General features: G+C 73.1%; 31 protein-coding genes, 2 tRNA genes and 1 riboswitch. Of the genes, 18 read left to right on the top strand and 15 right to left on the bottom strand.

The annotated features are described in order from the left end of the window. Nucleotide 1 precedes the first annotated feature (1 nt). Together KZ813_RS07290 and KZ813_RS07285 are read left to right on the top strand one after the other, a co-directional pair. Nucleotides 2–358 (top strand): PilZ domain-containing protein, encoded by a 357-nt coding sequence (locus tag KZ813_RS07290; RefSeq protein WP_308461834.1) that lies wholly within the window; start codon nucleotides 2–4, stop codon nucleotides 356–358. A gap of 304 nt (nucleotides 359–662) precedes the next feature. Next, nucleotides 663–746 (top strand) — tRNA-Leu (locus KZ813_RS07285). Between the two features lie 126 nt (nucleotides 747–872). Here KZ813_RS07285 and KZ813_RS07280 read toward each other — a convergent pair. From KZ813_RS07280 to KZ813_RS07260, 5 genes are all read right to left on the bottom strand, one after another. Then, the gene (locus tag KZ813_RS07280; RefSeq protein ID WP_219754317.1) at nucleotides 873–1,091 is read right to left on the bottom strand and encodes a DUF4170 domain-containing protein; all 219 of its coding nucleotides are present in this window, start codon (nucleotides 1,089–1,091) and stop codon (nucleotides 873–875) included. Between the two features lie 178 nt (nucleotides 1,092–1,269). Next, complete coding sequence (locus KZ813_RS07275; protein WP_219754316.1) at nucleotides 1,270–1,725, bottom strand: hypothetical protein; 456 nt, start codon at nucleotides 1,723–1,725, stop codon at nucleotides 1,270–1,272. Nucleotides 1,726–1,762: 37 nt separating this feature from the next. Beyond that, on the bottom strand, nucleotides 1,763–2,038 hold the full coding sequence (locus tag KZ813_RS07270; protein ID WP_219754315.1) for a hypothetical protein: 276 nt from the start codon (nucleotides 2,036–2,038) through the stop codon (nucleotides 1,763–1,765). Continuing rightward, a complete protein-coding gene (locus KZ813_RS07265) occupies nucleotides 2,035–2,376 on the bottom strand; it encodes a phage holin family protein (protein WP_219754314.1) in 342 nt (113 codons plus the stop codon). The genes KZ813_RS07270 and KZ813_RS07265 overlap by 4 nt, the downstream gene beginning before the upstream one ends. 4 nt (nucleotides 2,377–2,380) lie before the next feature. Then, entirely contained in the window at nucleotides 2,381–2,914 is a 534-nt protein-coding gene (locus KZ813_RS07260; protein ID WP_219754313.1) for a hypothetical protein, read from the bottom strand. A gap of 132 nt (nucleotides 2,915–3,046) precedes the next feature. On the opposite strand from KZ813_RS07260, the gene eno reads away from it, so the two are divergent. Then, entirely contained in the window at nucleotides 3,047–4,327 is a 1,281-nt protein-coding gene (gene eno, locus KZ813_RS07255; protein WP_219754312.1) for a phosphopyruvate hydratase, read from the top strand. 44 nt (nucleotides 4,328–4,371) lie between these two features. Next, the gene (locus tag KZ813_RS07250; RefSeq protein WP_258046531.1) at nucleotides 4,372–4,689 is read left to right on the top strand and encodes an FtsB family cell division protein; all 318 of its coding nucleotides are present in this window, start codon (nucleotides 4,372–4,374) and stop codon (nucleotides 4,687–4,689) included. Nucleotides 4,690–4,826: 137 nt separating this feature from the next. Here KZ813_RS07250 and KZ813_RS07245 read toward each other — a convergent pair whose 3' ends face one another. The 3 genes from KZ813_RS07245 to KZ813_RS07235 are packed head-to-tail and all read right to left on the bottom strand — an operon-like array spanning nucleotide 4,827 to nucleotide 7,428. Further along, entirely contained in the window at nucleotides 4,827–5,651 is an 825-nt protein-coding gene (locus KZ813_RS07245; protein ID WP_219754311.1) for an alpha/beta fold hydrolase, read from the bottom strand. Between the two features lie 59 nt (nucleotides 5,652–5,710). Further along, nucleotides 5,711–6,880, bottom strand: coding sequence for a 3-dehydroquinate synthase (gene aroB, locus KZ813_RS07240; protein ID WP_219754310.1), 1,170 nt, complete (start codon nucleotides 6,878–6,880; stop codon nucleotides 5,711–5,713). Then, nucleotides 6,877–7,428: a shikimate kinase gene (locus KZ813_RS07235; protein WP_219754309.1), complete on the bottom strand. Its 552-nt coding sequence runs from the start codon at nucleotides 7,426–7,428 to the stop codon at nucleotides 6,877–6,879. Before KZ813_RS07235 ends, aroB begins: the two co-directional genes overlap by 4 nt. Before the next feature lie 97 nt (nucleotides 7,429–7,525). On the opposite strand from KZ813_RS07235, the gene KZ813_RS07230 reads away from it, so the two are divergent. Genes KZ813_RS07230 through KZ813_RS07215 form a run of 4 tightly spaced genes read left to right on the top strand, consistent with a single transcriptional unit; the run spans nucleotide 7,526 to nucleotide 11,323 of the window. After that, nucleotides 7,526–7,663 (top strand): hypothetical protein, encoded by a 138-nt coding sequence (locus tag KZ813_RS07230; protein WP_219754308.1) that lies wholly within the window; start codon nucleotides 7,526–7,528, stop codon nucleotides 7,661–7,663. Beyond that, nucleotides 7,644–9,419: a hypothetical protein gene (locus tag KZ813_RS07225; RefSeq protein WP_219754307.1), complete on the top strand. Its 1,776-nt coding sequence runs from the start codon at nucleotides 7,644–7,646 to the stop codon at nucleotides 9,417–9,419. Before KZ813_RS07230 ends, KZ813_RS07225 begins: the two co-directional genes overlap by 20 nt. Further along, nucleotides 9,419–10,363 carry a tyrosine recombinase gene (locus tag KZ813_RS07220; RefSeq protein ID WP_219754306.1) on the top strand — a complete coding sequence of 315 codons (945 nt, stop codon included), beginning with the start codon at nucleotides 9,419–9,421 and terminating at the stop codon, nucleotides 10,361–10,363. The genes KZ813_RS07225 and KZ813_RS07220 overlap by 1 nt, the downstream gene beginning before the upstream one ends. Before the next feature lie 9 nt (nucleotides 10,364–10,372). Next, on the top strand, nucleotides 10,373–11,323 hold the full coding sequence (locus KZ813_RS07215) for an acetyl-CoA carboxylase carboxyltransferase subunit alpha (protein WP_219754305.1): 951 nt from the start codon (nucleotides 10,373–10,375) through the stop codon (nucleotides 11,321–11,323). Nucleotides 11,324–11,601: 278 nt separating this feature from the next. Here the strand turns inward: KZ813_RS07215 and KZ813_RS07210 are convergent, their stop codons facing one another. Together KZ813_RS07210 and KZ813_RS07205 are read right to left on the bottom strand one after the other, a co-directional pair. After that, nucleotides 11,602–11,775: a Flp family type IVb pilin gene (locus tag KZ813_RS07210; protein WP_183944304.1), complete on the bottom strand. Its 174-nt coding sequence runs from the start codon at nucleotides 11,773–11,775 to the stop codon at nucleotides 11,602–11,604. Between the two features lie 150 nt (nucleotides 11,776–11,925). After that, the gene (locus KZ813_RS07205; RefSeq protein WP_219754304.1) at nucleotides 11,926–12,117 is read right to left on the bottom strand and encodes a Flp family type IVb pilin; all 192 of its coding nucleotides are present in this window, start codon (nucleotides 12,115–12,117) and stop codon (nucleotides 11,926–11,928) included. Nucleotides 12,118–12,162: 45 nt separating this feature from the next. Here KZ813_RS07205 and KZ813_RS07200 point away from each other — a divergent pair, with 45 nt between their 5' ends. The 5 genes from KZ813_RS07200 to KZ813_RS07180 all read left to right on the top strand — a co-directional run bounded on the left by KZ813_RS07200 (nucleotide 12,163) and on the right by KZ813_RS07180 (nucleotide 17,375). Further along, a complete protein-coding gene (locus KZ813_RS07200; RefSeq protein WP_219754582.1) occupies nucleotides 12,163–12,576 on the top strand; it encodes a (deoxy)nucleoside triphosphate pyrophosphohydrolase in 414 nt (137 codons plus the stop codon). Next, nucleotides 12,575–12,771, top strand: a riboswitch (cobalamin riboswitch). Its footprint overlaps the gene before it by 2 nt. Before the next feature lie 111 nt (nucleotides 12,772–12,882). Further along, on the top strand, nucleotides 12,883–14,814 hold the full coding sequence (locus KZ813_RS07195) for a TonB-dependent receptor plug domain-containing protein (RefSeq protein ID WP_308461811.1): 1,932 nt from the start codon (nucleotides 12,883–12,885) through the stop codon (nucleotides 14,812–14,814). Between the two features lies 1 nt (nucleotide 14,815). Continuing rightward, nucleotides 14,816–15,646 (top strand): ABC transporter substrate-binding protein, encoded by an 831-nt coding sequence (locus KZ813_RS07190; RefSeq protein ID WP_219754303.1) that lies wholly within the window; start codon nucleotides 14,816–14,818, stop codon nucleotides 15,644–15,646. Beyond that, nucleotides 15,643–16,605 (top strand): FecCD family ABC transporter permease, encoded by a 963-nt coding sequence (locus KZ813_RS07185; RefSeq protein WP_219754302.1) that lies wholly within the window; start codon nucleotides 15,643–15,645, stop codon nucleotides 16,603–16,605. The genes KZ813_RS07190 and KZ813_RS07185 overlap by 4 nt, the downstream gene beginning before the upstream one ends. Beyond that, entirely contained in the window at nucleotides 16,602–17,375 is a 774-nt protein-coding gene (locus tag KZ813_RS07180; protein ID WP_219754301.1) for an ABC transporter ATP-binding protein, read from the top strand. The genes KZ813_RS07185 and KZ813_RS07180 overlap by 4 nt, the downstream gene beginning before the upstream one ends. An 11-nt stretch (nucleotides 17,376–17,386) precedes the next feature. Here KZ813_RS07180 and KZ813_RS07175 read toward each other — a convergent pair. After that, nucleotides 17,387–17,460, bottom strand: a tRNA-Cys gene (locus tag KZ813_RS07175). A gap of 156 nt (nucleotides 17,461–17,616) precedes the next feature. Between KZ813_RS07175 and KZ813_RS07170 the strand changes: the two genes are divergently transcribed. Genes KZ813_RS07170 through KZ813_RS07160 form a run of 3 tightly spaced genes read left to right on the top strand, consistent with a single transcriptional unit; the run spans nucleotide 17,617 to nucleotide 20,391 of the window. Further along, entirely contained in the window at nucleotides 17,617–18,288 is a 672-nt protein-coding gene (locus tag KZ813_RS07170; protein ID WP_219754300.1) for a protein-L-isoaspartate O-methyltransferase family protein, read from the top strand. A 13-nt stretch (nucleotides 18,289–18,301) separates the two neighbouring features. Beyond that, nucleotides 18,302–19,813 (top strand): TolC family outer membrane protein, encoded by a 1,512-nt coding sequence (locus KZ813_RS07165; RefSeq protein ID WP_258046530.1) that lies wholly within the window; start codon nucleotides 18,302–18,304, stop codon nucleotides 19,811–19,813. 35 nt (nucleotides 19,814–19,848) lie between these two features. After that, nucleotides 19,849–20,391, top strand: coding sequence for a DUF2497 domain-containing protein (locus tag KZ813_RS07160; protein ID WP_258046529.1), 543 nt, complete (start codon nucleotides 19,849–19,851; stop codon nucleotides 20,389–20,391). Between the two features lie 144 nt (nucleotides 20,392–20,535). On the opposite strand, the gene KZ813_RS07155 is transcribed toward KZ813_RS07160, so the two are convergent. From KZ813_RS07155 to KZ813_RS07140, 4 genes are read right to left on the bottom strand one after another with little or no spacing between them, the layout of a single operon-like run. Beyond that, on the bottom strand, nucleotides 20,536–21,885 hold the full coding sequence (locus tag KZ813_RS07155; RefSeq protein WP_219754299.1) for a sensor histidine kinase: 1,350 nt from the start codon (nucleotides 21,883–21,885) through the stop codon (nucleotides 20,536–20,538). Between the two features lie 17 nt (nucleotides 21,886–21,902). Continuing rightward, nucleotides 21,903–22,589: a winged helix-turn-helix domain-containing protein gene (locus KZ813_RS07150; protein WP_219754298.1), complete on the bottom strand. Its 687-nt coding sequence runs from the start codon at nucleotides 22,587–22,589 to the stop codon at nucleotides 21,903–21,905. A gap of 10 nt (nucleotides 22,590–22,599) precedes the next feature. Continuing rightward, nucleotides 22,600–22,959, bottom strand: a complete 360-nt coding sequence (locus KZ813_RS07145) for a PDZ domain-containing protein (protein ID WP_219754297.1) — start codon at nucleotides 22,957–22,959, stop codon at nucleotides 22,600–22,602. Then, the gene (locus KZ813_RS07140; RefSeq protein WP_219754296.1) at nucleotides 22,956–23,477 is read right to left on the bottom strand and encodes a DUF1003 domain-containing protein; all 522 of its coding nucleotides are present in this window, start codon (nucleotides 23,475–23,477) and stop codon (nucleotides 22,956–22,958) included. The genes KZ813_RS07145 and KZ813_RS07140 overlap by 4 nt, the downstream gene beginning before the upstream one ends. Nucleotides 23,478–23,621: 144 nt before the next feature. Here KZ813_RS07140 and KZ813_RS07135 point away from each other — a divergent pair, with 144 nt between their 5' ends. Both KZ813_RS07135 and KZ813_RS07130 read left to right on the top strand, forming a co-directional pair. Next, on the top strand, nucleotides 23,622–23,957 hold the full coding sequence (locus KZ813_RS07135; RefSeq protein WP_219754295.1) for a hypothetical protein: 336 nt from the start codon (nucleotides 23,622–23,624) through the stop codon (nucleotides 23,955–23,957). Between the two features lie 3 nt (nucleotides 23,958–23,960). Next, complete coding sequence (locus tag KZ813_RS07130) at nucleotides 23,961–24,704, top strand: AcvB/VirJ family lysyl-phosphatidylglycerol hydrolase (protein WP_219754294.1); 744 nt, start codon at nucleotides 23,961–23,963, stop codon at nucleotides 24,702–24,704. Nucleotides 24,705–24,751: the final 47 nt, after the last annotated feature.

Below are 24,751 nucleotides of genomic sequence, written 5' to 3'. Positions count from 1 at the left end.
GATGGAGCATTTCGGGCGATTGGCGACGGTGGGCGGCATGAGTGGGCGAGACGACGAGATCCGGGCGCCGGGTGGACAGCCCGACAAGCGTCGGGACCTGCGGGGCCGTGACGAGGTCGCGATGTTCGCCCGCCTGCGACTGGCGGGTCAGGCCGACGGCTTCGACGTCAGCGTGCGCAACGTCTCGACCGGCGGGCTGATGGCCGAGCTGCCGCACCCGCTCGCGCCCGATAGCGCGGTCGAGATCGAGCTCGCCGGGCTGGGTTGGATCCCCGGGCGGATCGCGTGGCAGATCGACCGCCGCGCCGGCGTCGCCTTCGACGAGCTGATCGACCCGGCCGCGATCCTCCATCACTGAGCCATTTTGCGAGCCGCGTGCGCGCGATCTAGTGATCCATCTCCGTTGATCCGTGCTCCGGCGAACGCCGGAGCCCAGGGCCGCGGGTAAATAGAGCGTGGCCTTTGACCCCTGCTTGCGCAGGAGCAGGCTGGCGATCCAGCGACAAGGATCATCGCCTAGCGTGCTTCCGCGGAAGCGGTGGGTGGAGCCGCCAGCGTCTTCGCGGCCCGAAGCTCGGCGGTCGGTCGGCGCGCGGCTCCATCTCAGGTCGTATCAGACCCTAGACGCCGGGGCACGTCCCGTGCCAAGGCGCGCGCGTCACGCGGGCGTGGCGGAATGGTAGACGCAGCGGACTCAAAATCCGCCGGAGCAATCCTTGTCGGTTCGAGTCCGACCGCCCGTACCAAGCATCGTCGGTGATCTTCCCCCCGCGGGAGCCGTCTCCCTCTCCCACGTCGCCGGCCATCGCCGGGGTGGCGCGGGAAGGGATCACGCGCCATGTGGGGCGAGCAGCAGGCTCCCCCGCTCGACCTCACGCCGTGAGGTCGGGCTCCAGCAGGCGGTGCAGGTGCACCACGACATATCGCATCTCGGCGTCGTCGACGGTGCGTTGCGCCGCGGCGCGCCACGCCTTCTCGGCGCTGGCATAGTCCGGGAACACGCCGACGATGTCGATCGACGAGAGGTCGGCGAAGTCGAGGGTGCGCGGATCGGTCACGCGTCCACCGAAGACGAGGTGCAGCTTGCTCATGGGGCGGCTCCTGAGAGGGTGAGCGGTGACCGGTCGCCGCCGCCTGACCCGAACGGGCGAGAGCAGCCGACGCCCGACGCGCGACTGCTCTCCTGATTCCCGTGCGATATCGGTGCCGCGGTGCCGATCACCTGTGGTGGAACAGGCCTTAGCGCCACCCGCCGCACGATAGAAGGGGTCAGCTGGTGGTCTTCACCTGGTCCTTGCCCGCCTTCGCAGCCGCCGCACCGGCGCTCGTCGCCGCCTTGACGACGCCCTGGAACAGCGACTTGGCCTGGCCGCGCGCGGCATCGGGGGTGAGGCCGAGCTGCTCGATCTCACCTCGCCCGGCCTCCTTCGCCGCGGCGAAGGCCGCCGTCGCTGCCGCGCTGACCTTCTTGCCCACGGGGGCGAGCAATTCCCGCTCGCGCTGCCCGCGCGGGATCACCGCGGCGACGAGCGCGCCCAGCGCGAGCCCCCCGACGACCAGCCCCAGCGGGTTAGCCTCGAGCGTCTCGGCGGTGGCATGTGCTGCCTCGCTGGCGCGCTCGCGCGCACTCTCATAGGCATGCGACGCCTTGTCGCGCGCCTGGTCCACGCCATCGCGCAGGCGGCCGTGGCCGTCGGCATGATCATGATGCTGGTGGTCGGTCATGGTCTCTATCCTCTGAGCCTAGCGGACGAAGTTGATCTCACGGTTTCTTCTTGGCGAGCAGGCGCGCGATCCGCTTCCGGTTGAGGAACGCGAGCAGCACCGCCCCGGCACCCGCGACAGCGGCGGGGTTGCGCCGCGCCGCCTCGAGCCCGGCGCGCGCGGCACGGTTGCCGCCGTCCAGCACCTCGGCCTTGGCGACACTGGCGAGCCGCCGCGGTTCCAGCTCCGCCTGCAACGCACCCACGGTGCCGTTGAGCCGCGCGCGGGCCTCGGCCGCGCGGGCCGCGGCGGCGGTGACGTCGGCGCCGCTCACGCGCTCGGCCCCGCGGCCAGTCGCGAGCGTCCGGCCAGCGCGAGCACCAGCGCGGCGAGCAGCACCACGCCCACGACCGCCAGTGTGGCCAAGCCTGGGCCGATCAGCGTCATCAGCGTGAGCACCAGACCGACGAGCAGCGTGATCAACGCGGCGAGTGCGAGCACGCCGGCCGCGGCGAACAAGACCGCGGCCTTCTTGTAGCGCGCGGCTGCGGCACCCGCCTTGGCCTTCGCGAGCGCGATCTCGGCGCGTGCGACGTCGCGCGCGTCGTGCGTGAGCCGCGCGACGAGATGGGGGATGGTGGGCTCCCCGATCACCGGTTCACGAAGATCCATCGCGTCAGGCGTCGCGCTGGTCGAGACCCGCGCTCAGCAGCCGCGCGACGACGAAGCCGATGCCGGCCGCGACACCCACCGCCGCCGCCGGGCTCTTGCGCACCAGCTCGCGCGCGTCGGCGAGCAGGTCGTCGACGCTCTTGTCGTCGATCGCGCTGGTGAAGCCCTGCACGCGGTCGGCGGCGCCGCGCGCATATTGGCCGTATTGCTCACCGAGCTTCTCGTCGACCTGCTGCGCGGCGTCGCGCAGCATCTGCGATAGCTGGCCTAGCGCGTCGCTCGCCTTGGCCTTGCCGTCCTCGGCGAAGAGGCGCGCCTTGTCGGCGGCCTGCTCGCGGCCCTTGGCGACATTGTCGCGCAGCGCCTGCTTGGCGCCGGCGACGGTGCCGCCGGTCTCGCCGCCCGCGTCGCTCGCGGGCGAGAAGTCGACGCCGGCGTCCTTGAGCGGCGCGGCGGGGGTGAAGCTCGCGTCCGCGGGCGGCGGCGTGATGTCGCCGTCGCTGATCGGCGCGGTGTCGCGGTCCTGCTGGTCGGCCATGATCTATCCTTCCCTGGTCGAAGTCGAACAACCGGCGCCGGGGGCCGGGGGTTCCCTCGCGTTGCAGCATGCCGCGGCGATCGCTACACGCGGCGACGCCGCCGCTGTGGCGCAAGCTAAGAGGATCGTTACGTGACCGCAATCATCGACCTGCACGGCCGCCAGATCATCGACAGCCGCGGCAACCCGACCGTCGAGGTGGACGTCCTGCTCGACGACGGCAGCTTCGGCCGCGCCGCGGTCCCGTCGGGCGCGTCGACCGGCGCGCACGAGGCGGTAGAGAAGCGCGACGGCGACAAGGCGCGCTGGTCGGGCAAGGGCGTGGAGCGCGCGGTCGAGGCGGTCAACGGCGAGATCGCCGAGGCGATCGTCGGTCTCGATGCCGAGGACCAGCTCGAGGTGGATCACGCGATGATCGAGCTGGACGGCAGCGAGAACAAGGGCCGGCTCGGCGCTAACGCGATCCTCGGCGTCAGCCTCGCGGTCGCCAAGGCGGCGGCGGACGCGCGCGGGCTGCCGCTGTACCGCTACGTCGGCGGCGTCGCGGCGCACGTGCTGCCGGTGCCGATGATGAACATCATCAACGGCGGCGAGCACGCCGACAACCCGATCGACTTCCAGGAGTTCATGATCGTGCCGGTGGGCGCGGACTCGCTCGCCGAGGCGGTGCGCTGCGGCTCCGAGATCTTCCACACGCTGAAGAAGGGGCTGAGCGAGAAGGGGCTGGCGACCGCGGTGGGCGACGAGGGCGGCTTCGCGCCGAACCTCGCCAGCACCACCGACGCGCTCGACTTCATCATGAGCTCGATCGAGCGCGCCGGCTACACCCCCGGGGACGACGTGATGCTGGCGCTCGACTGCGCCGCGACCGAGTTCTTCAAGGACGGCAAGTACGTCATCTCGGGCGAGAACCTCACGCTCGAGCCGGGGGCGATGGCGGACTATCTCGCCGACCTCGCCGCGCGCTACCCGATCTTCTCGATCGAGGACGGCATGGCCGAGGACGATTTCGCGGGCTGGAAGGCGCTGACCGACGCGATCGGCAGCAAGGTGCAGCTGGTCGGCGACGATTTGTTCGTCACCAACCCGAAGCGGCTGCGCGACGGCATCCGCCAGGGGCTCGCCAACTCGCTGCTGGTGAAGGTCAACCAGATCGGCACGCTGAGCGAGACGCTGGAGGCGATCCGCGTCGCCGAGCGCGCCGGCTATACCGCGGTGATGTCGCACCGCTCGGGCGAGACGGAGGATTCGACCATCGCCGACCTCGCGGTCGCGACCAATTGCGGCCAGATCAAGACGGGCAGCCTCGCGCGCTCGGACCGGCTCGCCAAGTACAACCAGCTGATCCGCATCGAGGAGGAGCTGGGCGACGTGGCGCGCTACGCCGGGCGCGACGTGCTGCGCGCGCGTTGAGGGGGCTTGCCAAGGACATGGCGGCGCGCGAGAATCGCGTCGCCATGGCCGCCCGCAAACCCGATCGCCTGCGATCCACGCTCCGCTCCGCCGCGCTGCCCGCGCTGGCGGTGGCGGTGATGCTGTTCTTCGGCGCCTATGCGGTGCTGGGGCCCAACGGCGCGCTCGCGCTGGGCGACTATAAGCGCCAGCTGGCGGCGCGCGAGCGGCATTACTCGGCGCTGGACGCGCGCCGCGAGATGCTGCGCAACCGGGTCGCGCTGCTCGACCCGCGCCACGCCAATCCCGACATGGTCGACGAGCTGGTGCGCAAGGAACTCAACGTCGCCCACCCCGACGAGGTGATCGTCCCGCTGAAGTGAGGGGCGTAGGACGGTAAGAGGCCTCTAAGTTCACATCGGCCCCACCTGCTGCGCCACCCCGGTGAACGCCGGGGTGGCGACAGTAGCCGCGGGTAGGTGCCACCGCAGCGAAAGCGACGGTCCGCTCGCCGCTCCTCTTACCGCCCCAGGAAGGTCAGCAGGTCGCGCGTCAGGCGCTCGCCCTCGGTGGCGAACAGGCCGTGCGGGGCGCCGTCATATTCCACCAGCTGCGCGCCCTGGATGCCGCGGGCGGCCTGGCGCCCGCTGGCGTCGATCGGCACCGTCTTGTCGCTCGTGCCGTGCAGCACCAGCGTCGGCACGCGGAAAGCGGGGAGGTCTGGGCGGAAATCGGTGTGACCGAAGCTCTCGGCGCACTTCAGCGTCGGCTGCAGCCCGGCCTGCATCGTCAGGCGCCACGCCCAGTCGAGCATCGCCTCGCTGACCGGGCTGGTGACATAGCCCACCCCGAAGAAATCCTTCAGGAACGAGCGGAAGAAGTTCGGCCGGTCCTTGAGGATACCGTCGGCGATGCCCTGCAGCGTGTCCTCCGGGACCCCGTCGGGATTGTCGTCGGTCTTCAGCATGTAGGGCACGACCGAGCTGATCAGCGCGGCCGACACCACGCCCTTGCCGTCGTAGCGCGACTGGTAGCGCGCCACCTCGCCGCCGCCCATCGAGAAGCCGACCAGCGTCACGTCCTGGGTCGCGCCAGCCGCCTCCAGCACGTCGCTGAGGTCATCGGTGAGCGTGTCATAGTCGTAGCCAGACCAGGGCTGGCCCGAGCGACCGAAGCCGCGGCGGTCATAGGCGATCGCGCGGAAGCCGTTGTCGGCCAGCGCCTTCATCTGCGGGTCCCAGCTGTCCGACGAGAGCGGCCAGCCGTGGAGCAGGACGACGGGCCGGCCCTCGCCCCAGTCCTTCACGTACAGGTCGGTGCCGTCGCGCGTCTTGACGTAGGGCATGTGGCTCGCTCCTTCGGAAACTCAGCCACGTCAACCGCCGCCCGCGACGCCCGTTCCGCTCAGCCGGTCGCGTCCGCCGGGGCGCTCGCCGCGGCGCGGGGCTGGGCGGCGAGGAAGGTCTCCACCTCGCCGAGTGCGACCGCTCGGTCCAGATAGGTCTGCCCGATCCCGCGCGCGAGCAGGAAGGGCAGGGCACCTGCCTCCATCTTCTTGTCGTGGTGCATGTGCTCGACCAGCCGCGCGGCGGGCGCGTCGATGCCTGCCGCGGCGATCCCGTCGGGCAGCCCGCTGGCGCGCCAGTGCGCCGCGACGCGCTCGGCGTCCGCGGGGGCACAGCGGCCGGTGGCGGCGGAGAAAGCGAAGGCGAGCGCGCAGCCTGCCGCCACGGCCTCGCCGTGGAGCAGCCGGTCGCTGAAGCCGGCCTCCGCCTCGAGCGCGTGGCCGAAGGTGTGGCCGAGGTTGAGCAAGGCGCGGCGCCCGCTGGTCTCGTGCTCGTCCTCGGCGACGATGCGCGCCTTGGCGGCGACCGCGTGCGCGATCGCATGGGTGCGCGCCACCGGGTCGCCGGCGAGCAGCGCGGCGCCGTGGCGCTCGCACCAGGCGAAGAAGTCGGCGTCGTCGATCAGCCCGTATTTGACCACCTCCGCATAGCCGGCGCGGACCTGTCGCGCGGGTAGCGTGTCGAGCACGTCGGGGTCGATCAGCACCAACCGCGGCTGGTGGAAGGCGCCGATCAGGTTCTTGCCCGCGCGCGCGTTGATCCCGGTCTTGCCGCCGACCGAGGAGTCGACCTGCGCCAGCAAGGTGGTGGGGATCTGGACGAAGCGGCAGCCGCGCTTGAGGATCGCGCTGGCGAAACCGACCAGGTCGCCGATCACGCCGCCGCCCAGCGCCACGACATGGTCGCCGCGCTCCACCCCGAGCGCGAGCAGCTGATCGGTGAGCTTCTCCAGCGTCGCCCAGCTCTTCGACCCTTCGCCGGCGGGCAGCACGATCGAGCGGTGGCCGACGCCGACCGCGTCGAGGGCGCTGCCCAGCGCGGCGAGATGGTCGGCGACGTTGACGTCGGCGACGATCACCAGCGGCCGTCTGCCCGCGAGCGGGGCGAGCAGCTCGCCGGCGCGGGCCAGCAGCCCGGCCTCGATCACCACGTCGTAGCTGCGCTCGCCCAGCCGCACCGGGACGGTGGCGCCGCGGCCGCTCTGCTCGCCGGTCTGCTCGATACTCATCTGCCGAGGGCCTCCAGGATCGCGCGCACGGTCGTCTCGTGCGGGGCGTTGGCGCTGGCGACGCGGAGATGCGCCAGCGCGTATAAAGGGTTGCGGACGGCGGCGAGGTCGCGCAGCACCGCCGCCGGGTCGCGCCCGCGCAGCAGCGGGCGGGTGTCGCGGCGGCGCACGCGCTCGGCCAGCACCTCCACCGGCGCGTCGAGCCAGATCGCCAGCGCCTCCGCCAGGATCAGCGCGCGCGTCTCGTCGTTGACGAAGGCGCCGCCCCCGGTCGCGATCACCTTGGGGCGGCCGTCGATCAGCCGCTGGATCACGCGGCGCTCGCCGTCGCGGAAATAGGCCTCGCCGAACTGCGCGAAGATGTCGCTGATCGACATGCCCGCCGCCGCCTCGATCTCGATGTCGGCGTCGACGAAGGGCAGGCCGAGCCGCGTCGCCAGCCGGCGTCCCACGGTGGACTTGCCCGCACCCATCAGCCCGACCAGCACGATCGTCTGGCCGATCCAGGCGGCTCCTCGTTCGCGCGGGGCAGGCGGGCTTTGCAACATCGTCGGCAGGGCTATACAGCGCCTTCATGCCCCGGCAACAGCGTGCGCGCCGCGCGCTTCTCCCGGGGCGGTTGGGCGCGTGCGCGATGGGGTATCCATGTCTCGGTTGATCGTCTCGGTGGTGGTGTTGCTGGTGATCGTGCTCGGCGCCGTGTTCTTCCTCGCGGGGCGCGCGACCGAGCAGCCGACGACGCGGGTCGAGAAGGCGGTCGAGCTTGGCAACCTCGCGAACTAGGCGCGCGCTCGTCGCGGGCGCCGCGGCGCTCGCGATCGGTGCCGCCGCCGCGGCGCAGCAGCGGCCCGAGTCGCTGCTCCCGCCCGGCTTCGGCGACAACGCGCCGACGCCGACGCCGTCCCCCGCGCCCTCGCCGGCCGCCCCCGCGGCCCCGGGGGCGGCGCCGGCGACCGCGCCGTCCGTCGCCGCGACCACGCCGGCCGGGCCGCTGCCGCCGCTCCCGCCGCTGGTGATGCCGACGCCCGGTGCGACGCCGACCCCGGTGGCGCCGCGCTACGAGATGCCCGCTTTCGCGCGGCGCTCGCTCGCGCAACTCGGCCCGAGCGACAGCTTCGCCGCCGATGCGGTCGCCGGCGCCGATGGCCGCTATCTCGAGCGGCTGATGCGGCGCTTGTCCGCGCCGCTGCCGTCGCGCTGGCTCCAGATCGCGCTGCGCCGGCTGCTTGCCGCCGAGCTGGTCACGCCGGCGCACGTCAACGGCGCCGATTTCGCCGCCGAGCGCGCGTGGCTGCTGCTGCGCATGGGCGAGTCGGTCGCGGCGCGCGCGGTGGCGCAATCGGTCGACCTGGACCGAGTCACCCCCAAGCTGCACCAGGTGTGGATGCAGGCCGCGCTCGCCACCGCCGACCCCGCCGCGCTCTGCGCGCTGGCACCCGGGGCGGGCGACAGCGAGCGCGGCTGGATCGTGGCGCGCGCGATGTGCGCCGGCCTCACCGGCACCGGCAGGACGCAGCCGCTGCTCGCCGACATCCGCCGTCGCCGCGTCGCGAGCGGCATCGACCTCCAGCTCGCGCAGAAGGTGATGGGCGCGGGGCTGGACAGCCGCCAGGCGATCACGATCGAGTGGGCGCCGGTGACGCAGCTCACCGCGTGGCGCTTCGGCCTCGCCACCGCCACCGGTGTCGCGGTGCCCGCCGAGCTGTACGACACGGTCGGGCCGCAGGTGACCGCGTGGCGCGCGCTCGCCCCGGCGATCCCGCTCGCCGAGCGCGCCGCGGTCGCCGATCGCGCCGCGGCGATGGGGGCATTGTCGAGCGCGGCGCTGGTCGACCTCTACTCGGCGCTGGCCGACGGCGACGACGTGCCCGCGCCGCTGGCGCGCACCGCCAACGACCTGCGCGACGCCTATGTCGGCGACAGCCTGGATACGCGGCTGGGTGCGATGCAGCGGCTGTGGGACGCGGCGGAGACGCCCGCGGCGCGCTACGGGCGGCTGATCCTCACCGCGCGTGCGGCGGCGCGGCTGCTGCCCGCGGGCGAGGTGGAGCAGGCCGACCGGCTCGTCGCCTCGATGCTGAGCGCCGGGCTGGACCGCACCGCGCAGCGCTGGCGCGGCCACGTCCGCGCGGGCGGCGATGCCTGGGCGATGCTGCTGCTCGCCGACCCCGACGGCGGCGCGCGCGGCGTCAGTGCGCGCGACTATGCTCCGACCGGCGCCAACGCCGAGCGCAAGAAGCAGCTGTTCTTCGCCGCGCTCGCCGGGCTGGGCGACGTGCCCGCCGCCGATCTCGCGGCGGAGGGCGAGCGCTTCGGCGTACCGGTGGCGCGCGCGGACAGCTGGACGCGCGCGCTCGACCAGGCCGTGGCGGGGCGCCAGCAGGGGACGGTGCTGCTGCTCGCCGCGGTCGGTCTGCAGGCGCGCGGCTGGGAGACGGTGCCGGCGGCGTCGCTCTACCGCGTCGTCGCCGCGCTGCGCGCGGTCGGGCTCGACGGCGAGGCGCGGATGATCGCGGCCGAGGCGATCGCGCGGCTCTGATGGGCGTGACCGGCGCGCGGCGGCTCAAGCTCGCGGCGGGCGCCTCGGGCGAGGACCGCCAGGCGATCGAGCGCTTCCTCGAGATGCTGGCGGCGCAGGCCGGCGCGGCGACGAACACGCTCGCCGCCTATCGCCGCGACCTCGCGCTGGCGTCCGAGGCACTCGACGGCGGGCTCGCGCGCGCCGACGCCGCCGCGCTCGGCCGACTGGCCGATGGCTGGACCGCGCTCGCGAGCGCCAGTGTCGCGCGCAAGGCCTCGGCGCTGCGTCGCTTCTTCGGCTTCCTCGCGGAGGAGGGCGCGCGGCCCGACGATCCCTCGCCCGCGCTCCCGCGCCCGGCCGCGCGGCGCGCGCTGCCGCGCACGCTGAGCCACGCCGACGTCGACCGGCTGTTCGCCGCGATCGCCTGGCGGCTCGCGCGCGATCCCGTCATCCCCACCGACCTGCGGCTCGCCGCGCTGATCGAGCTGCTCTACGGCTCGGGGCTGCGCGCGAGCGAGCTGGTGTCGCTGCCGCGCAACGCGATCCACCCCGACCGGCCGTTCCTGATCCTGCGCGGCAAAGGCGGCAAGGAACGGCTGGTGCCGCTGTCCGACCGCGCGCGCGCGGCGGTGGCGGCGTGGCGCGCGCACGTCGCGATCGACCGCGCCTTCCTCTTTCCCTCGGGCGCGACTCACCTGTCGCGCGTCCGGCTGTTCCAGCTGGTGCGCGCGCTCGCCGCCGAGGCGGGGATCCCGCCCGACCGCATCAGCCCGCACGTGCTGCGCCACGCCTTCGCGACTCACCTGCTCGAGGGGGGTGCCGACCTGCGCGCGCTGCAGACGATGCTGGGTCACGCCGACATCGCGACCACCGAGATCTACACCCATGTCGACAGCCGCCGGCTGGTCGAGCTGGTCAACGAGCGGCACCCGCTCGTTGACGCGTTGCGTCACCGCGACTAGCTGCGGCCGATGCCTAGTTTCCTCGACTTCGAGAAGCCCATCGCCGAGCTGCAGGCGCGCATCGACGAGCTGCGCGACACCGGCGCGGAGGGCGCGATCGACATCTCCGCGGAGATCGCCAAGCTCCAGGCCAAGTCCGACAAGCAGCTCAAGGACACGTTCGCCAAGCTGACGCCGTGGCAGAAGACGCAGGTGGCGCGCCACCCCGAGCGCCCGCACTTCCGCCACTATGTCGCCGGGCTGTTCGACGAGTTCATGCCGCTGGCGGGCGACCGCGCGTTCGGAGACGATCAGGCGATCCTCGGCGGCTTCGCGACGTTCCGCGGGCAGCGGGTGATGGTGCTCGGCCACGAGAAGGGGGACGACACCGTCAGCCGGCTCAAGCACAATTTCGGCATGGGCAAGCCCGAGGGATATCGCAAGGCGATCCGGCTGATGGAGCTGGCCGATCGCTTCGGGCTACCCGTGGTGACGCTGGTCGACACCTCCGGCGCCTTCCCCGGCATTCAGGCGGAGGAGCGCGGCCAGGCCGAGGCGATCGCGCGCTCGACCGAGGCGTGCCTCGCGCTGGGCGTGCCGCTGGTCGCGTCGATCGTCGGCGAGGGCGGCTCGGGCGGGGCGATCGCGCTCGCCAGCGGCAACCGCGTGCTGATGTTCGAGCACGCGGTCTATTCGGTGATCTCGCCCGAGGGCTGCGCCTCGATCCTGTGGCGCACCGCCGACCGTGCTCCCGACGCCGCGGAGGCGATGAAAGTGACCGCGCAGGACCTCAAAGGGTTGGGCGTGATCGACTCGATCGTCCCCGAGCCGCTCGGCGGCGCGCATCGCGACTCAGCGGGCGCGATCCGGGCGCTGGGCGACTCGATCGAGCGCGCGCTGGGCGAGCTCACGCCGCTGTCGCCGGACGCGCTGCGCCAGGATCGCCGCGACAAGTTCCTGCGCATGGGTCGGCTGAGCTGAGGCTTGGCTCCCTCTCGCGGGGAAGGGGGCTCCGCCTGCGACCAGCTTCGTCATCCTGAACTCGTCTCAGGATCCACGGTGCCGCTTACATCATGCGCGAGGCGCTCGCGGGACGTCGGATCCTGCGACGAGTTCAGGATGACGGCAGTGTGAGGGTGTGCGCGTTGCTGACCCGAGGGTTATCACAGCGCCAGGATCACGGCGCCCGCGCAGAGAGCAAGAAAAAGGCGGCGGAACCGAGGTTCCGCCGCCCTTGTCACGTGAGCTGAGCCGGCGGATTACGCGCCGTTGCTGCTCATCGTGGTCTGCACCTTGGTGAAGGTGTTGGTCAGCTGGTTGCCCAGGCCCTTCATCGCGGCGATGGCGGCGACGGCGACCAGCGCGGCGATCAGGCCGTACTCGATCGCGGTGGCGGCCTTGTTGTTCTTCAGGAAAGCGCGAATCTTCTGCATGTCGATCTCCGAGACAAATTGGCTTCAGTTACCCGGCCGATGAGCCTTGGGGGCTCCAGCGACGTCCGGTGTAGCGCCGGCTCGGTTGAGAAAGACTTAAGCTCAATCCAGCGATTTCAGAAATATACGCAGGTTAGTTTAGGCCGTCACTCACCGGCCGACGAGAAGGTTCGTCGACACTGTCGCGAAGACATCGCCGAGGGCAGTGGACACGCGACCGAGCCCCGCGGCGATCGTCAGCGCGATGGCGGCGAGGATCAGGGCATATTCCACCGCGGTGGCGCCGCGACCGTCACGGCCGAGGCGCGAGAAGAGCGGGCGTCTGGTGCGAGGACGTGCCATGGCCCGATCCTAGCGCGGGGACGGTTAAGGAACGGTTCGATGACGATGCTGGTGGTCGCCGCGGCGCTGCTCGATCCGGCGGGACGCTGCCTCATGCAACAGCGCCCATCGGACAAGCGCCACGGCGGGCTGTGGGAGTTCCCCGGCGGCAAGGTCGAGCCCGGCGAGGCGCCCGTCGACGCGCTGGTGCGTGAACTCGCCGAGGAGCTCGCCATCGCGGTGGCACCCGAGGCGCTCACGCCGCTCTCCTTCGCCGCCGACGCCGCGCCGGGCGAGCGCGCGCTGGTGATGCTGCTCTATGTCGCGCGTGCCTGGTCGGGCGAGCCGCGCCCGCTCGCCGCCGCGGCGCTGCGCTGGGACGTGCCCGCGACGCTGGCCGCGCTGCCGATGCCGCCGGTCGACGTCCCGCTGCTCGCCGCGCTGCGCGAGGCGCTTGCCCGCGGCCTCGCGCTGCCCTAGGGGCGCCGACGCGACAGGTTCCCCGCGAGGGGAAGTAAGAGGGAAGCCGGTAGCCTCGACAGCGATCCGGCGCTGCCCCCGCAACTGTGACCGGCGAGCCTCCTCCCGCGCGTGCCACTCGACCCTCGGTCCGGGAAGGCCGGAGCGGGGCGCTGACCCGGGAGCCAGGAGACCTGCCCGTCGCGGTTGTCCTTCGCGCGGACGGGGTGTGCCGGGCGATCGAGGTCTTGTCCTCGCGTGACGACGATCGGGCGGCAGCGTTGCGGCACGGGGCCGCGCGCCCGCCCGCGACCGTGTGGGGAAGACGTGACCATATCCTATCGCCGCATCGCGGCCGCGCTGCCGCTGCTGCTACTCGCACCCGCGGCGCACGCGCAGAGCGCCCAGTCGACCGAGGCGCTGGAGCAGGCGACTCGCGCGGGCGACGACGTGATCGTCACCGCCGAGCGCGCCGCGACCCCGGCGTCGAGTGTGGCGCAGGCGGTGACCGTGCTGGACACCGCGACGATCGAGCGGCGGCAGACGGTCGTCCTCGCCGACCTGCTCCGCCAGACCCCCGGGATCGCGGTGGCGCGCACCGGCGGCGTCGGCGGCGTCACCTCGGTGTTCATCCGCGGCGCCGAGAGCGACCAGACCGCGGCGCTGATCGACGGCGTCAAGATCAACGACCCGTCGGCGCCCGGCGGCGGGTTCAACTTCGGCGAGCTGCTCGTCGGTAACATCGCGCGGGTGGAGGTGCTGCGCGGCGCCTCCTCGGTGCTGTGGGGCAGCCAGGCGATCGGCGGCGTGGTCAACATGATCACGCGCCAGCCGACCGACCGGCTGAGCGTCAACGCGCGCGCCGAGGGCGGGTCGATGGGCACGGGCCAGGCCTTCGCCAACGTCTCGGGGCGCGCCGGGGCGATCGCGGCGAGCCTGGGCGGCGGCTATTACACCACCGACGGCATCTCGTCCTACGCGCGCGGCAGCGAGCGGGACGGGTTCCGCCACTATGGCGGCAACGCCAGCGTCACCGCCACCCTGACGAGCGACGTCTCGGTCGACCTGCGCGGTTTCTACGCCAACGGCCGGACCGAGTTCGACGGCTTCCCGCCGCCCGACTTCTCCTTCAACGACACGCGCGAGTATAGCGACGCCGAACAGTGGGTCGGCTATGGCGGTCTCAACGTCGCGCTGTTCGACGGCGCGCTGCGTAACCGCCTGGGCTATGCGCGGACCGACATCGCCCGCGTCAGCTACGACCGCGACCTCACGCCGCGTGAGACCTATCGCTCGCGGGGGCGGAACGATCGGATCGAGTATCAGGGCGTCGCCGATCTCGGCGCGGTCGCGCGCGCGACCTTCGGCGCCGAGCGCGAGGTGTCGCGCCTCTTCACGCGCGGCTATGGCAGCACCGATCGCGGCCGCGCGCGGCTGTTCAGCGTCTACGGCCAGCTCGCGCTCACCCCGCTCGCCGGCGTCACCGCGACCGGCGGCGTGCGCCACGACGATCATGACCGTTTCGGCGGCGCGACGGTCGGTGCGGCGAGCCTCGCCTGGACGCCGAACGACGGCGCCACGTTGCTGCGCGGCAGCTGGTCGCAGGGCTTCAAGGCGCCGACGCTGTTCCAGCTCAACGGCAGCACCGGCAACCCCGACCTGCGCCCCGAGCGCTCCGAGGGCTGGGACGCGGGCGTGACCCAGCGCGCGCTCGGTGGCGCGCTGGAGGCGAGCGCGACCTGGTTCCGCCGCGTCTCGCGCGACCTGATCAACACGCGCGCGTGCAGCCCAGCGATCGACGGGCCGATCTGCGACGCGCGGCCGTTCGGCATCTACGACAACGTGGCGCGGACCCGCGCGCAGGGGCTGGAGCTCGCGCTCACGCTGCGCCCGGTGGAGGCGCTGACCGTCGTCGCCGCCTACACCTATCTCGACGGTGAGAACCACTCGCCCGGCGCGAGCTTCGGCCTGCCGCTGCTGCGCCGCCCGCGCGACAGCACCACGGTCAACGCCGACTATCGCTGGCCGTTCGGCCTCTCCACCGGAGTGACGCTCACCGCGGTCGGCGACAGCTACGACGTCGGCCAGGTGCGGCTCGACGGCTATGTCCTCGCCGACCTGCGCGCCGCGCTGCCGCTGACCGACAGGGTCGAGCTGTACGCGCGGCTCGAGAATGCCTTCGACCAGCGCTACGTGGTGGCGGTGGACTATGGCAATCCCGGGCGCGCCGCTTACGGCGGGGTGCGGCTGCGCTACTGACATGGGCGCGCGCGCTCTCCTGCTGCCGCTCGCAGCGCCGGCGCTGGCCTCCGCCGCGACGCCGCGCGCGCCGCGCATCGTGTCGATCAACCCGTGCCTCGACGCGGTGCTGGTGCGAGTCGCCGACCCCGCCCAGATCGCCTCGATCAGCGCCTACTCGCAGGACGCGCGCTCCAGCTCGATCCCGCTCGCGCTCGCTCGGCGCTTCCCCGCCAACGCGGGGACGGCGGAGGAGGTCGTGGCGCTGCGCCCTGACCTCGTGGTCGCGGGTGGCCATGTCGCCCCAGCGACGGTCGCGGCGCTGGCGCGTCTGCGCGTGCCGCTCGCGCAGTTCGCGGTACCCGCGACCGTGGAGGAGAGCGTCGCCCAGGTACGCGACCTCGCCGCGCGCGTCGGCCATCCGGCGCGCGGCGCGGCGCTCGCGGCGCGGATCGAGGCGGCGGCGCGGCCGGCGCGGGTGACACCGGTGCCCGCGCTGATCTTCGGCGCGGGCGGGCTGGTGCCCGGCGCGGGCACGCTGCCCGACGATCTGCTGGCCCGCGCCGGCTTCCGCAACGCCAGCGCCGGCTATGGCCTGGCGCGCTGGGACGTGCTGCCACTCGAGCATCTCGTCGCCGCGCCGCCGCGCGTACTCTTCTCCGTCGCCGCGGCGGAGGGCGCGGGTGGGGGAGGGGGCGAGCGCGCCGAGCACCACCCAGCGCTCCGCCGGCTCGCACCCCGGCTCGCCACCGTGCCCTTCCCGGCGCGGCTGATGAACTGCGGCGGGCCGACGATCGTCGAGGCGATGGCGCTGCTGCGCGGCACGCGCGCGCGGCTCGGGGCGCGTCGATGAGCCGCGCGACGCTCTGGCTGCTGCTCGCGCTGCTGCTCGCCGCGGCGGGGTCGCTCGCCGCGGGCAAGGTGTGGGTGCCGCTCGACGCCTGGACCAGCGCCGACCCGCGCTCGATCATCATCGTCGAGCTGCGGCTGCCGCGCACGATCCTCGCGCTGATCGTCGGCGCGGGGCTGGGCGTGGCGGGCGCGGCGATGCAGGGCTATCTGCGCAACCCGCTGGCCGATCCCGGCCTGTTCGGCGTCTCGTCGGGCGCGGCGCTGGGCGCGGTGTGCGCGCTCTTCTTCGGCTACGCCGCGCAAGCCTGGCTGCTGCCGCTCTTCGCGCTGGCAGGGGCGGCGGCGTCGATGGCATTGCTGGCGCTGATCGCGGGACGCTCGGCCAGCCTCGTGGTCTTCACGCTGGCGGGGATGGTGCTGACCAGCCTCACCGGCTCGCTCACCGCGCTGGCGATCAGCCTGGCGCCGACCCCGTTCGTGGCGTCCGAGATCGTCACCTGGCTGATGGGCGCGCTGACCGACCGCAGCTGGGACGACGTGCGGCTGGCGCTGCCGCTGGTCGCGCTCGGCATGGCGGTGCTGGCGCGCACCGCCCCCGCGCTCGACGCGCTGACGCTGGGGGAGACCGGGGCGCGCTCGCTCGGGGTCGAGCCGCGGCGGCTGCAGCGCGCGATCGTGCTGGGCGTCGCGCTCACCGTCGGCGCCACCGTGGCGACCGCCGGGGTGATCGGCTTCGTCGGGCTGATGGTGCCGCACCTCGTCCGCCCGCTCGCGCGCCACCGCCCGGGCGCGACTCTGTGGCCGAGCGCGCTCGCCGGCGCGCTGCTGGTGACGGTGGCGGACACGCTGGTGCGGCTGGTGCCGAGCGCGAGCGAGCTGCGGCTCGGCATCGCCATGTCGCTGCTCGGTGCGCCCTTCTTCCTCTACCTGCTGCTGCGCCTGCGCCGGCGGCTTGCATGAGCGCGCTGGCGACCGAGGTGCTGACGCTGTCGCTCGGCGGGCGGCGCGTGCTCGAGGAGGTGACGCTCGCGCTCGCGCCGGGGCGCGTGACCGCGCTGCTCGGGCCCAACGGCGCGGGCAAGAGCAGCCTGCTCGCCTGCCTCGCCGCGCTGCGCCGGCCCGAGGCGGGGACGGCGACGCTGGGTGGCGTCGACGTCGCCGCGCTGCCCGCGCGGGAGCGGGCGCGGCGGATCGGCTTCCTGCCGCAGCAGGCGGACGTCCACTGGGACGTCGACGTGCGTGCGCTGGTGGCGCTCGGGCGGCTGCCGTGGCGCGGGCGCGGCGGGGAGGAGGCGGCTGATCGCGCCGCGGTGGAGCGCGCGCTGGACGCCACCGCGATGACCGCGCTGGCGGCGCGGCCGGTCGAGCAGCTCTCCGGCGGCGAGCGCGCGCGCGCGCTGCTGGCGCGCGTGCTGGCGGGCGAGCCCGAGTGGCTGCTCGCCGACGAGCCGCTCGCCAGCCTAGACCCGGCGCACCAGCTCGACGTCGGCGCGCGGCTGCGCGCGGTCGCCGCCGCGGGGGCGGGCGTGGTGCTGGTGGTGCACGACCTCAACCTCGCGGCGCGGCTGGCGGACTCGGTGGTGCTGCTGCGCCGCGGGCGCGTGGTGGCGGCGGGCGACACCGCGGCGGTGCTGACGCCCGAGGCGCTCGCGGCGACCTATGGCGTGGCGGTGGAGGTGGGGGTCACCGCGGGGGGCGAGCGGTATATCGTGCCGGTGGGGCGAGTGTGAGCCGCTGCATCTGGAGGCGCGACCGGGAATCGAACCCGGGTGCAAGGATTTGCAGTCCTCTGCGTCACCACTCCGCCATCGCGCCTCGATGCCGTGGAGGCGCGCATCTGCGGGCAGGGACGCCGGCTGTCAAGCGCCGCCGCGCGGCAAAGTGATTGGCGAAGCCGCCGCCGCGCGATACAAACCCGCCACGCGCAACGTGTGTTGCATTACTAAAACAGCTATGTCACAGGAACGTCCGATGATCGCCGCAGCCACCCTTCGTGACGACGACTTCACCGCGATGCGCCAGGCGATGGTGGCGAGCCAGCTGCGCACCGTCGCAGTGACCGACCCGCGCGTGGTGGCGGCGATGGCGGAGGTGCCGCGCGAGCGCTTCGTCCCCGCGGAGTCGACCGCGATGGCCTATCGCGACACCGCGATCGCGCTGGGGCAGGGGCGCGCGCTGAACACGCCGCTCGCCACCGCGCGGCTTCTGGTGGAGGCGCGGCTGCGTGCGAGCGATCGCGTGCTGCTGATCGGCGCGGCGGCGGGCTATACCGCGGCGGTGCTGGCGCGGATCGTCGCCGACGTGGTCGCAGTGGAGGACTCGCCCGAGCTCGCCGCACACGCGCGCGCCGCGCTGGCCGGCGAGGCGCGGGTCACGCTGGTGGAGGGGTCGCTGGCGCACGGCCATCCGGCGGGCGCGCCCTATGACGTCCTGATCGTCGACGGCGCGGTCGAGGAACTGCCGTCGACGCTGCTTACCCAGGTCGCCGACGGCGGCCGCATCGCCGCCGGGCTGATCGACCGCGGCGTATTCCGGCTCGCCGCCGGCGCGCACCGCGGCGTCGCGACCGCGCTGACCCCCTTCGCCGACATCGACTCCGTCCGCCTGCCCGGTTTCGCCAAACCGCGCGGCTTCACCTTCTGATCGAGGTATCCGCTTGCGCCGACGTTCGCTGCCGCTGCTCCCGCTGCTCGCGCTGGCGAGCACGCCGCTCTCCGCGGAGACGCTGCGCGACGCGCTGGCCCAGGCCTATCGCAACAACCCGACGCTGACCGCGCAGCGCGCGGCGCAGCGCGCCAACGACGAGAACGTGCCGATCGCGCGCGCGGGCGGGCGGCCGGTGCTGTCGACCTCGACCGGGGTCACCGAAAACTTCCTGCGCGGCGGCAACAGCATCACCAATCCCGAGCGGCAGCTGACCGCCTCGGCCGGCGTGACGCTGCCGATCTATCAGGGCGGCCGCGTGAAATATGGCGTGCGCGCCGCCGAGGTCCGCGTCGAGGCGGGGGTCGCCAACCTGCGCGGCGTCGAGGCCTCGACCTTCACCGACGTGGTCGGCGCCTATAACAACGTGCTGCGCGACGAGGCGATCGTGGCGCTCAACGCGCAGAACGTGCGCGTGCTCGACACCAACCTGCGCGCCAGCCGCGACCGCTTCGAGGTGGGCGACCTCACTCGGACGGACGTGGCGCAGTCGCAGGCGCGGCTCAGTCTCGCGCGCGCGCAGCTCCAGTCGGCGCAGGCGACGCTGATCTCCAGCCGCGAGAATTACGTCCGCCTGGTCGGCGCGCCGCCGGGGACACTCGAGCAGCCCCCCGCGCTGCCCAAGCTGCCCGACAGTGCCGACGCCGCGGTGGAGATCGCGCTGCAGGAGAACCCCAACCTGCTCGCCGCGCGCAAGGTGCGCGAGGCGACCGACTATGACGTGAAGGTCGCGCGCGCCAATCGGCTGCCCCAGCTCGGCGCCACGGTCTCGCAGAATTACTTCAACTATCTCGGCACGTTCGGTAGCGGCAGCGCGCTCGGCCTGGGCGGGCAGAGCAGCACCGCGACCGCGCTGGGCGCGTCGATCAACCTGCCGATCTTCCAGGGCGGGCGCGTCGCGGCGCAGCTGCGGCAGGCGCAGGAACTGCGCGGTCAGGCGATCGAGCAGGCCACCGCGGCCGAGCGCCAGGTAGTGGCACAGGCGCGCTCGGCCTATGCGGTGTGGCGCTCGTCGCTCGAGGTGATCGCCTCGGCCGAGGCGGCGGTCAACGCCAACAAGCTCAGCCTGGAGGGCGTGCGCGCCGAGAACAGCGTCGGCACGCGCACCATCCTCGACATCCTCAACGCCGAGCAGGAGCTGCTCAACAGCCAGGTGACGCTCGTCACCGCGCGGCGCGACGCCTATGTCGCTGGCTTCTCGCTGCTCGCGGCGATGGGCCATGCCGAGGCGGAGGATCTCGGGCTCGACGGCGGCGCCCTGTACGACCCCAGCGTCAACTATCGCGCGACGCGCGGACGCTTCAACGATTTCGCGCGGACCCGCGCCGCCGAGCCGGTCGCCGGGAGCACCGCCGCGGTCGGCGCGCAGGACGCGACGGTGACCCGGCCGCTGGATCCTCTGCTCGAGAGCAATGTTGACAGATCACCCGCGTTGACGACAGGTGTGGACCGACCGCGCCCTTGATCTGACGCGGGAAAACACGCTGTGGGGACCAAGTGATGGCGGATCTGAACGCCGAGCCCTCGATGGAGGACATCCTCGCCTCGATCAAGCGCGTGATCAAGGAAGGCGAGACCCAGCCGACGCGCCGCCCCGCGCCGCGCCCGCTCGGCGGCCACGATCGCGACCACGTCCTCGAACTGAACGACTCGCTCGCCGCACCGACGTCCTCGCCCGAGCCCTCGCGTCTGCCGGAGCAGCGCCTACCCGAGCAGCGCGCACCCGAGCCGGCCGTGCCGAGCTTCACCCAGGCCGAGCCGAGCCACGCGCCGGCGCCCCAGCCGAGCCCCGTTCCCGCGCCATCCGCCGCGGCACCCGAGCCAGCGGTGTCGCCGGCGACGGTGGAGGCCACGCGCGGCGCGCTCGGCGCGCTGTCGCGGCTGGTGGTCAAGCCCGAGCCCGACAGCGACGGCACGCTCGAGGGGCTGGTCCGCGACATGCTGCGGCCGATGCTGAGCGAGTGGCTCGACCAGAACCTGCCGCGCCTGGTCGAGCAGATGGTCGCGCGCGAGATCGCCAAGATCACGACGGGGCAGGCGTAGGCGCCGCCTCATGCCACCGACCGCGTGCCCCGCCGACGGCCGGGGCAACGTCGGAGCGGCGGCGGCGTAGGTTATCAGCGTCACCCATCCGGGTCCTCGACCTCGCCGCGGTACGATGGTGGCGATCCACCCGCGTCCGAGCCCTCACGACCGCAGCGGCAGCTCCAGCGCCACCACCAGACCCGGCGCGGCGTCGTCGAGCGTGACGCTGCCGCCATGCAGCCGCGCCACCGCCGCGACCAGCGACAGCCCCAGCCCGGCGCCGCTGCCGCCCCGCGCCTCGTCGACCCGGCCGAAGCGGCTCAGCGCCACCGCGCGATGCTCCGGCGCGATGCCGGGGCCGGCGTCGGCGACGCTCACGGTGGCGGCATGCGGCGTCACCGCGAGCGACAGCGTGATCGTGCCCGCGCCGTATTTCAGCGCATTGTCGATCAGGTTGCCGAGCGCCTGCGCGATCAGTTCGCGGTGAAGCGGCAGCGTCAGCGGCACCGGCGCGATCACGCGGATCGCGCGATCGGCGTCCTCAGCGAGCGGGCCGTAGATCTCGGCGAGCTGCTCGAGCTCGTTGGCGAGCTCGACCGGCGCGAACGCCTCGCGCCCGATCCCCGCCTCGGCGCGCGTGATCCGCAGCGCGGTCTCCACCAGCGCGAGCACGCGCTCGCCCTCCGCCAGCGCGCGGTCGACCGCCTCCTGCGCCGCGGGCTCGCTCACCTGCGCGGCGGCGCGCTCCAGCGCCGAGCGCAGTCTGGTAAGCGGGGACTTCAGATCGTGTGCCAACGTGTCGGTGGCGATCGTCAGCTCGCTGACCAGCGCGTCGAGCCGATCGAGCGTCGCGTTGACCGCGTCGGCGAGCAAGGCGAAGGCGTCGCCGCTGCGATCGTCGGCGACGCGGCGCGAGAGGTCGCCGCCGCGTACCGCGCGCAGCGTCGATACCGTATCGTCGAGCCGCGTGACGATCATCCGCGCCGCCAGCCACGCCGCCAGCGCGGCGAAGGCGATCGCTAGCGACAGCGCCACCAGCATCGCCGCCTCGAGCAGCCGCACGGTGCGGCGCTCGCCCTCCACCACGCTGCCGGTGAGCAGCCGCGCGCCGCCGGGCAGTCGCGTCGCGCGCACCAGCATGGCCTCGGGCGCGTCGTGGCGGCGGCGATAGAGCTCGACCGCGATCGTGCCGTCGTCGGGCAGGATGTTGGGCGGCCAGGCGGAGAGATTGCCCGCCAGCCGATTGCCGGCGGCGTCGGCGAGCAGCACCACCGCGCCTGCGCGCGCCGGCCGCGTGCCGCGCAGCTCGATCGCGCGCGCCAGTCCGGCGGTGCCGGCGTCGCCCTGGATCGCGAGCAGGTCCTGGCGCAGCACCTCCTCGGTGGCGAGCGCGCGGTCGTAGACCTGGCCGCGCACGATCGCGCGCAAGGTCAGCAACAGCGTCGCCGCCGCGGCGACCTGCAGCAGGAAGACCAGCGCGGCGAAGCGCGCCGTGGTCGAGCGCCAGTGCACGTCAGCGCGCGCGCATGTTACGGGTTGACGCCGAGCCGGTAGCCCGAGCCGCGCACGGTGTGGAGCAGCGGGCGCGCGAAGCCCTCGTCGACCTTCTTGCGCAGCCGGCTGAGGTGAACGTCGATCACGTTGGTGCCGGGATCGAAATGATAGTCCCACACGCCCTCGAGCAACATGGTGCGGGTGACGACCTGCTCGGCGTGGCGCAGCATGAACTCGAGCAGCCGGAACTCGCGCGGCTGGAGCTCGATCGTCCGCCCGTCGCGCTTCACGCGTCGCGCGAGCAGGTCGATCTCGAGGTCGTCGCAGCGCAGCACCGTCTCGACCGCGGGTGCGGTGCGGCCGCGGCGCACCAGCAGCCGGATCCGCGCGAGCAACTCGGCGAAAGCGAAGGGTTTGACGAGATAGTCGTCGGAGCCGTTGGTCAGCCCCTTCACCCGGTCCTCGGGGGAGCCCAGCGCGGAGAGCACGATCACCGGCGTCTCGATCCCCGCGCCGCGCATCGCCGCGAGCACCGCCATGCCGTCGATGCCGGGAAGCATGCGGTCGAGCACGACGCAGTCGTAGCTGCCGTCGGTGGCGTGGAACAGCCCGTCGCGTCCGTTGTCGGCGCGGTCGACCACGAAGCCTTCCTCGCCGAGCCCCTTCGCGACGAAATCGGCGGTGGCGGCGTCGTCCTCGATCAGCAGGATCTTCTGCGACACGCTCTTCCTTTCACGGCTCGCGGACCTCGATCGGCAGGTCGCGCGCGCCGCGCCGCACCACCAGCTTCACCAGCGCGTGTGTTGCCATCTCGCGCTGCACTTCCGCAAGCGTTGCGGGCGCGCGGCCGTCGACCCGCTCGACGAGGTCGCCCACGCACAGGCCGGCGCGCTCCGCCGGCCCGCCGGCGCGCAGGCTCGTCACCATTGGCAGCACGCCGCGCGGCGGCGCGGTGGTGACGAAGGTCGCACCGACCGAGTCGCCGCGCGCGTGGTGCAACTGATCGACGCCGCGTAGCGCCAGCGCCGAGCCGAGCGCGGCGAGCAGCGCGGAGGCGAGCACCGCGCGGTCGAGCGGCTGCAGCCCGGTCATGACGCCTCCCGCCGGCGCTCGAGCAGCTCGTCCAGCCGCGCCGCCACGGCGTGCTCGATCACGTCGTGCAGCCGCAGGATCTCGAGCTCGGCGCGCAGGTTCACCTCATAGTCCAGTCGCGCGGCGAGCCGGTCCTTCGCCGACTGGCGGTTCTGGCTCATCATGATCACGGGCGCCTGGATCGCCGCCAGCGTCGACAGCATCAGGTTGAGGAAGATGTACGGATAGGGATCGAAAGCGTGGCCGAGCCGCAGCAGCACGCCGCTGTTCAGCAGCATCCAGCCGACCAGCAGCAGCGTGAAGGCCAGGATGAAGCCCCAGGAGCCGCCCACCGCCGCGACGCGGTCGGCGAGCCGGTCGCCCAGCGTCGCGGTCTCGTCGTCGACGTCGCCGGCGTCGCGCGCGATCGGCAGCCGTTCCTCGATCTTGATGAGGACGCGGCGTTCCTCGGCATCCAGCGCGGCGGGCGACTTGCCGAGCAGTCGGGCCGCGAAAGCGTGGACGGGATGGCTGGCCATGCGCGACGGTCTCCGCTGACGCCGCGGCGCGGGGCGTCGCCGCCGTTGTGCCCCCGCCGGGCTGTTCGAGCGATGAGCGTAAGATGACGAATCGCTAATGTTTTTGTCAGCGCGCCGGCAGGCGGGGGCGGGCAGGGGGGGGCGATGGAGCCGCCCCCACCCACGCGCGCCGCGCTGGACGAGCGCATCTGCCGGCTGATCTGTCCGATCGCCTCGGCGATGGTGGGCGTGTGCCTCACCGGTATCGGCCTGCTTCACCTCGGCATCGCGAGCGGGCGCCGCGCCGGCGTGGCCGACGACCTGCTCGCGATCGACTCGCTGCTGTTCCTGGTGGCGACGCTGACCTCCTACGTCGCGCTGCGCGGCGCCTCGCATCGCCGCCTCCACCTGATGGAGCAGCTCGCCGACGCCTGTTTCATCCTCGCCATGCTGCTGCTGACGGCGGCCTGTTTCGTCATCACCTACGCGCTGAGTGCCTGAGCCATGCCCGATCCCGCCGTCCCGCCGCGTCGTCGCAACCCGGGCGGGGTGGCGCTCGCGCTCCTCGCGGCGGCTGGCCTGCTGGTGCTCGGGTATCTCGGCGCGCTCGGCTATTACAACCCGTCGATCTACCGGCTGGTGCCGGCCGCGACGGCGCCGGCGACGGCGCAGCGCGGGCTGGTGGCGGTGCTGTTCTCCGGCGACTCCGGCTTCGACGCGGGAATGACGCCGCACATCGGGCGCACGCTGGCGGCGCGCGGCGTGCCCGTGCTGGAGATCAACTCGCTCACCGCGTTCCGCGAGGGCCGCACGCCGGCGGAGACCGCGGCGCTGGTGGCGGAGGTGACCCGCCGCGCGCTCGCGCTGCCGGGGGCGCAGCGGGTGGTGCTGATCGGCCAGTCGTTCGGCGCCGACATGCTGCAATATGGCGCCGGCCTATTGCCGCTGCCGCTGCGCGCGCGCGTGCCGCAGCTGCTGTTCGCGGTACCCGGTGACACCCTGCTGTTCCGCGCCAGCCCCAACGGCCTGTTCGACGGTCCGCCCGACCGCGCCGCGCTGCCGAGCGCGCGGCAGCTCGACTGGGCACCGGTGCTCTGCGTCCACGGCGCGCAGGAGGCGAACAGCCTGTGCCCGCTATGGCGCCAGCGCAACGTGCGCGTGGTGACGCTGCCGGGCGACCATTATCTCCATCATGACCCGGATCGGCTGTGCGCGACGCTGTGGCAGGCGATCCGCCGCGGGCATTGAGCGCCACATTACCGATTATTCAGTGGACGACGAGCCTCTCGCAATGC

It is taken from the genome of Sphingomonas folli (assembly GCF_019429525.1).
Lineage (GTDB): Bacteria > Pseudomonadota > Alphaproteobacteria > Sphingomonadales > Sphingomonadaceae > Sphingomonas > Sphingomonas folii.
Note: the sequence above shows the minus strand (reverse complement) of the source record. Positions and strands in the feature narration are given on the sequence as shown.

Coding starts and splice junctions, on each gene's coding strand:
- KZ813_RS07130 (WP_219754294.1), top strand. CDS start 23,961: ATGCCCGATCCCGCCGTCCCGCCGCGTCGTCGCAACCCGGGCGGGGTG.
- KZ813_RS07180 (WP_219754301.1), top strand. CDS start 16,602: ATGAGCGCGCTGGCGACCGAGGTGCTGACGCTGTCGCTCGGCGGGCGG.
- KZ813_RS07170 (WP_219754300.1), top strand. CDS start 17,617: ATGATCGCCGCAGCCACCCTTCGTGACGACGACTTCACCGCGATGCGC.
- KZ813_RS07220 (WP_219754306.1), top strand. CDS start 9,419: ATGGGCGTGACCGGCGCGCGGCGGCTCAAGCTCGCGGCGGGCGCCTCG.
- KZ813_RS07250 (WP_258046531.1), top strand. CDS start 4,372: ATGGCCGCCCGCAAACCCGATCGCCTGCGATCCACGCTCCGCTCCGCC.
- KZ813_RS07275 (WP_219754316.1), bottom strand. CDS start 1,725: ATGACCGACCACCAGCATCATGATCATGCCGACGGCCACGGCCGCCTG.
- KZ813_RS07280 (WP_219754317.1), bottom strand. CDS start 1,091: ATGAGCAAGCTGCACCTCGTCTTCGGTGGACGCGTGACCGATCCGCGC.
- KZ813_RS07140 (WP_219754296.1), bottom strand. CDS start 23,477: ATGGCCAGCCATCCCGTCCACGCTTTCGCGGCCCGACTGCTCGGCAAG.
- KZ813_RS07265 (WP_219754314.1), bottom strand. CDS start 2,376: ATGGATCTTCGTGAACCGGTGATCGGGGAGCCCACCATCCCCCATCTC.
- KZ813_RS07200 (WP_219754582.1), top strand. CDS start 12,163: ATGCTGGTGGTCGCCGCGGCGCTGCTCGATCCGGCGGGACGCTGCCTC.
- KZ813_RS07230 (WP_219754308.1), top strand. CDS start 7,526: ATGTCTCGGTTGATCGTCTCGGTGGTGGTGTTGCTGGTGATCGTGCTC.
- KZ813_RS07245 (WP_219754311.1), bottom strand. CDS start 5,651: ATGCCCTACGTCAAGACGCGCGACGGCACCGACCTGTACGTGAAGGAC.
- KZ813_RS07160 (WP_258046529.1), top strand. CDS start 19,849: ATGGCGGATCTGAACGCCGAGCCCTCGATGGAGGACATCCTCGCCTCG.
- KZ813_RS07235 (WP_219754309.1), bottom strand. CDS start 7,428: ATGTTGCAAAGCCCGCCTGCCCCGCGCGAACGAGGAGCCGCCTGGATC.
- KZ813_RS07205 (WP_219754304.1), bottom strand. CDS start 12,117: ATGGCACGTCCTCGCACCAGACGCCCGCTCTTCTCGCGCCTCGGCCGT.
- KZ813_RS07135 (WP_219754295.1), top strand. CDS start 23,622: ATGGAGCCGCCCCCACCCACGCGCGCCGCGCTGGACGAGCGCATCTGC.
- KZ813_RS07260 (WP_219754313.1), bottom strand. CDS start 2,914: ATGGCCGACCAGCAGGACCGCGACACCGCGCCGATCAGCGACGGCGAC.
- KZ813_RS07215 (WP_219754305.1), top strand. CDS start 10,373: ATGCCTAGTTTCCTCGACTTCGAGAAGCCCATCGCCGAGCTGCAGGCG.
- KZ813_RS07185 (WP_219754302.1), top strand. CDS start 15,643: ATGAGCCGCGCGACGCTCTGGCTGCTGCTCGCGCTGCTGCTCGCCGCG.
- aroB (WP_219754310.1), bottom strand. CDS start 6,880: ATGAGTATCGAGCAGACCGGCGAGCAGAGCGGCCGCGGCGCCACCGTC.
- KZ813_RS07190 (WP_219754303.1), top strand. CDS start 14,816: ATGGGCGCGCGCGCTCTCCTGCTGCCGCTCGCAGCGCCGGCGCTGGCC.
- KZ813_RS07210 (WP_183944304.1), bottom strand. CDS start 11,775: ATGCAGAAGATTCGCGCTTTCCTGAAGAACAACAAGGCCGCCACCGCG.
- KZ813_RS07145 (WP_219754297.1), bottom strand. CDS start 22,959: ATGACCGGGCTGCAGCCGCTCGACCGCGCGGTGCTCGCCTCCGCGCTG.
- KZ813_RS07290 (WP_308461834.1), top strand. CDS start 2: ATGGAGCATTTCGGGCGATTGGCGACGGTGGGCGGCATGAGTGGGCGA.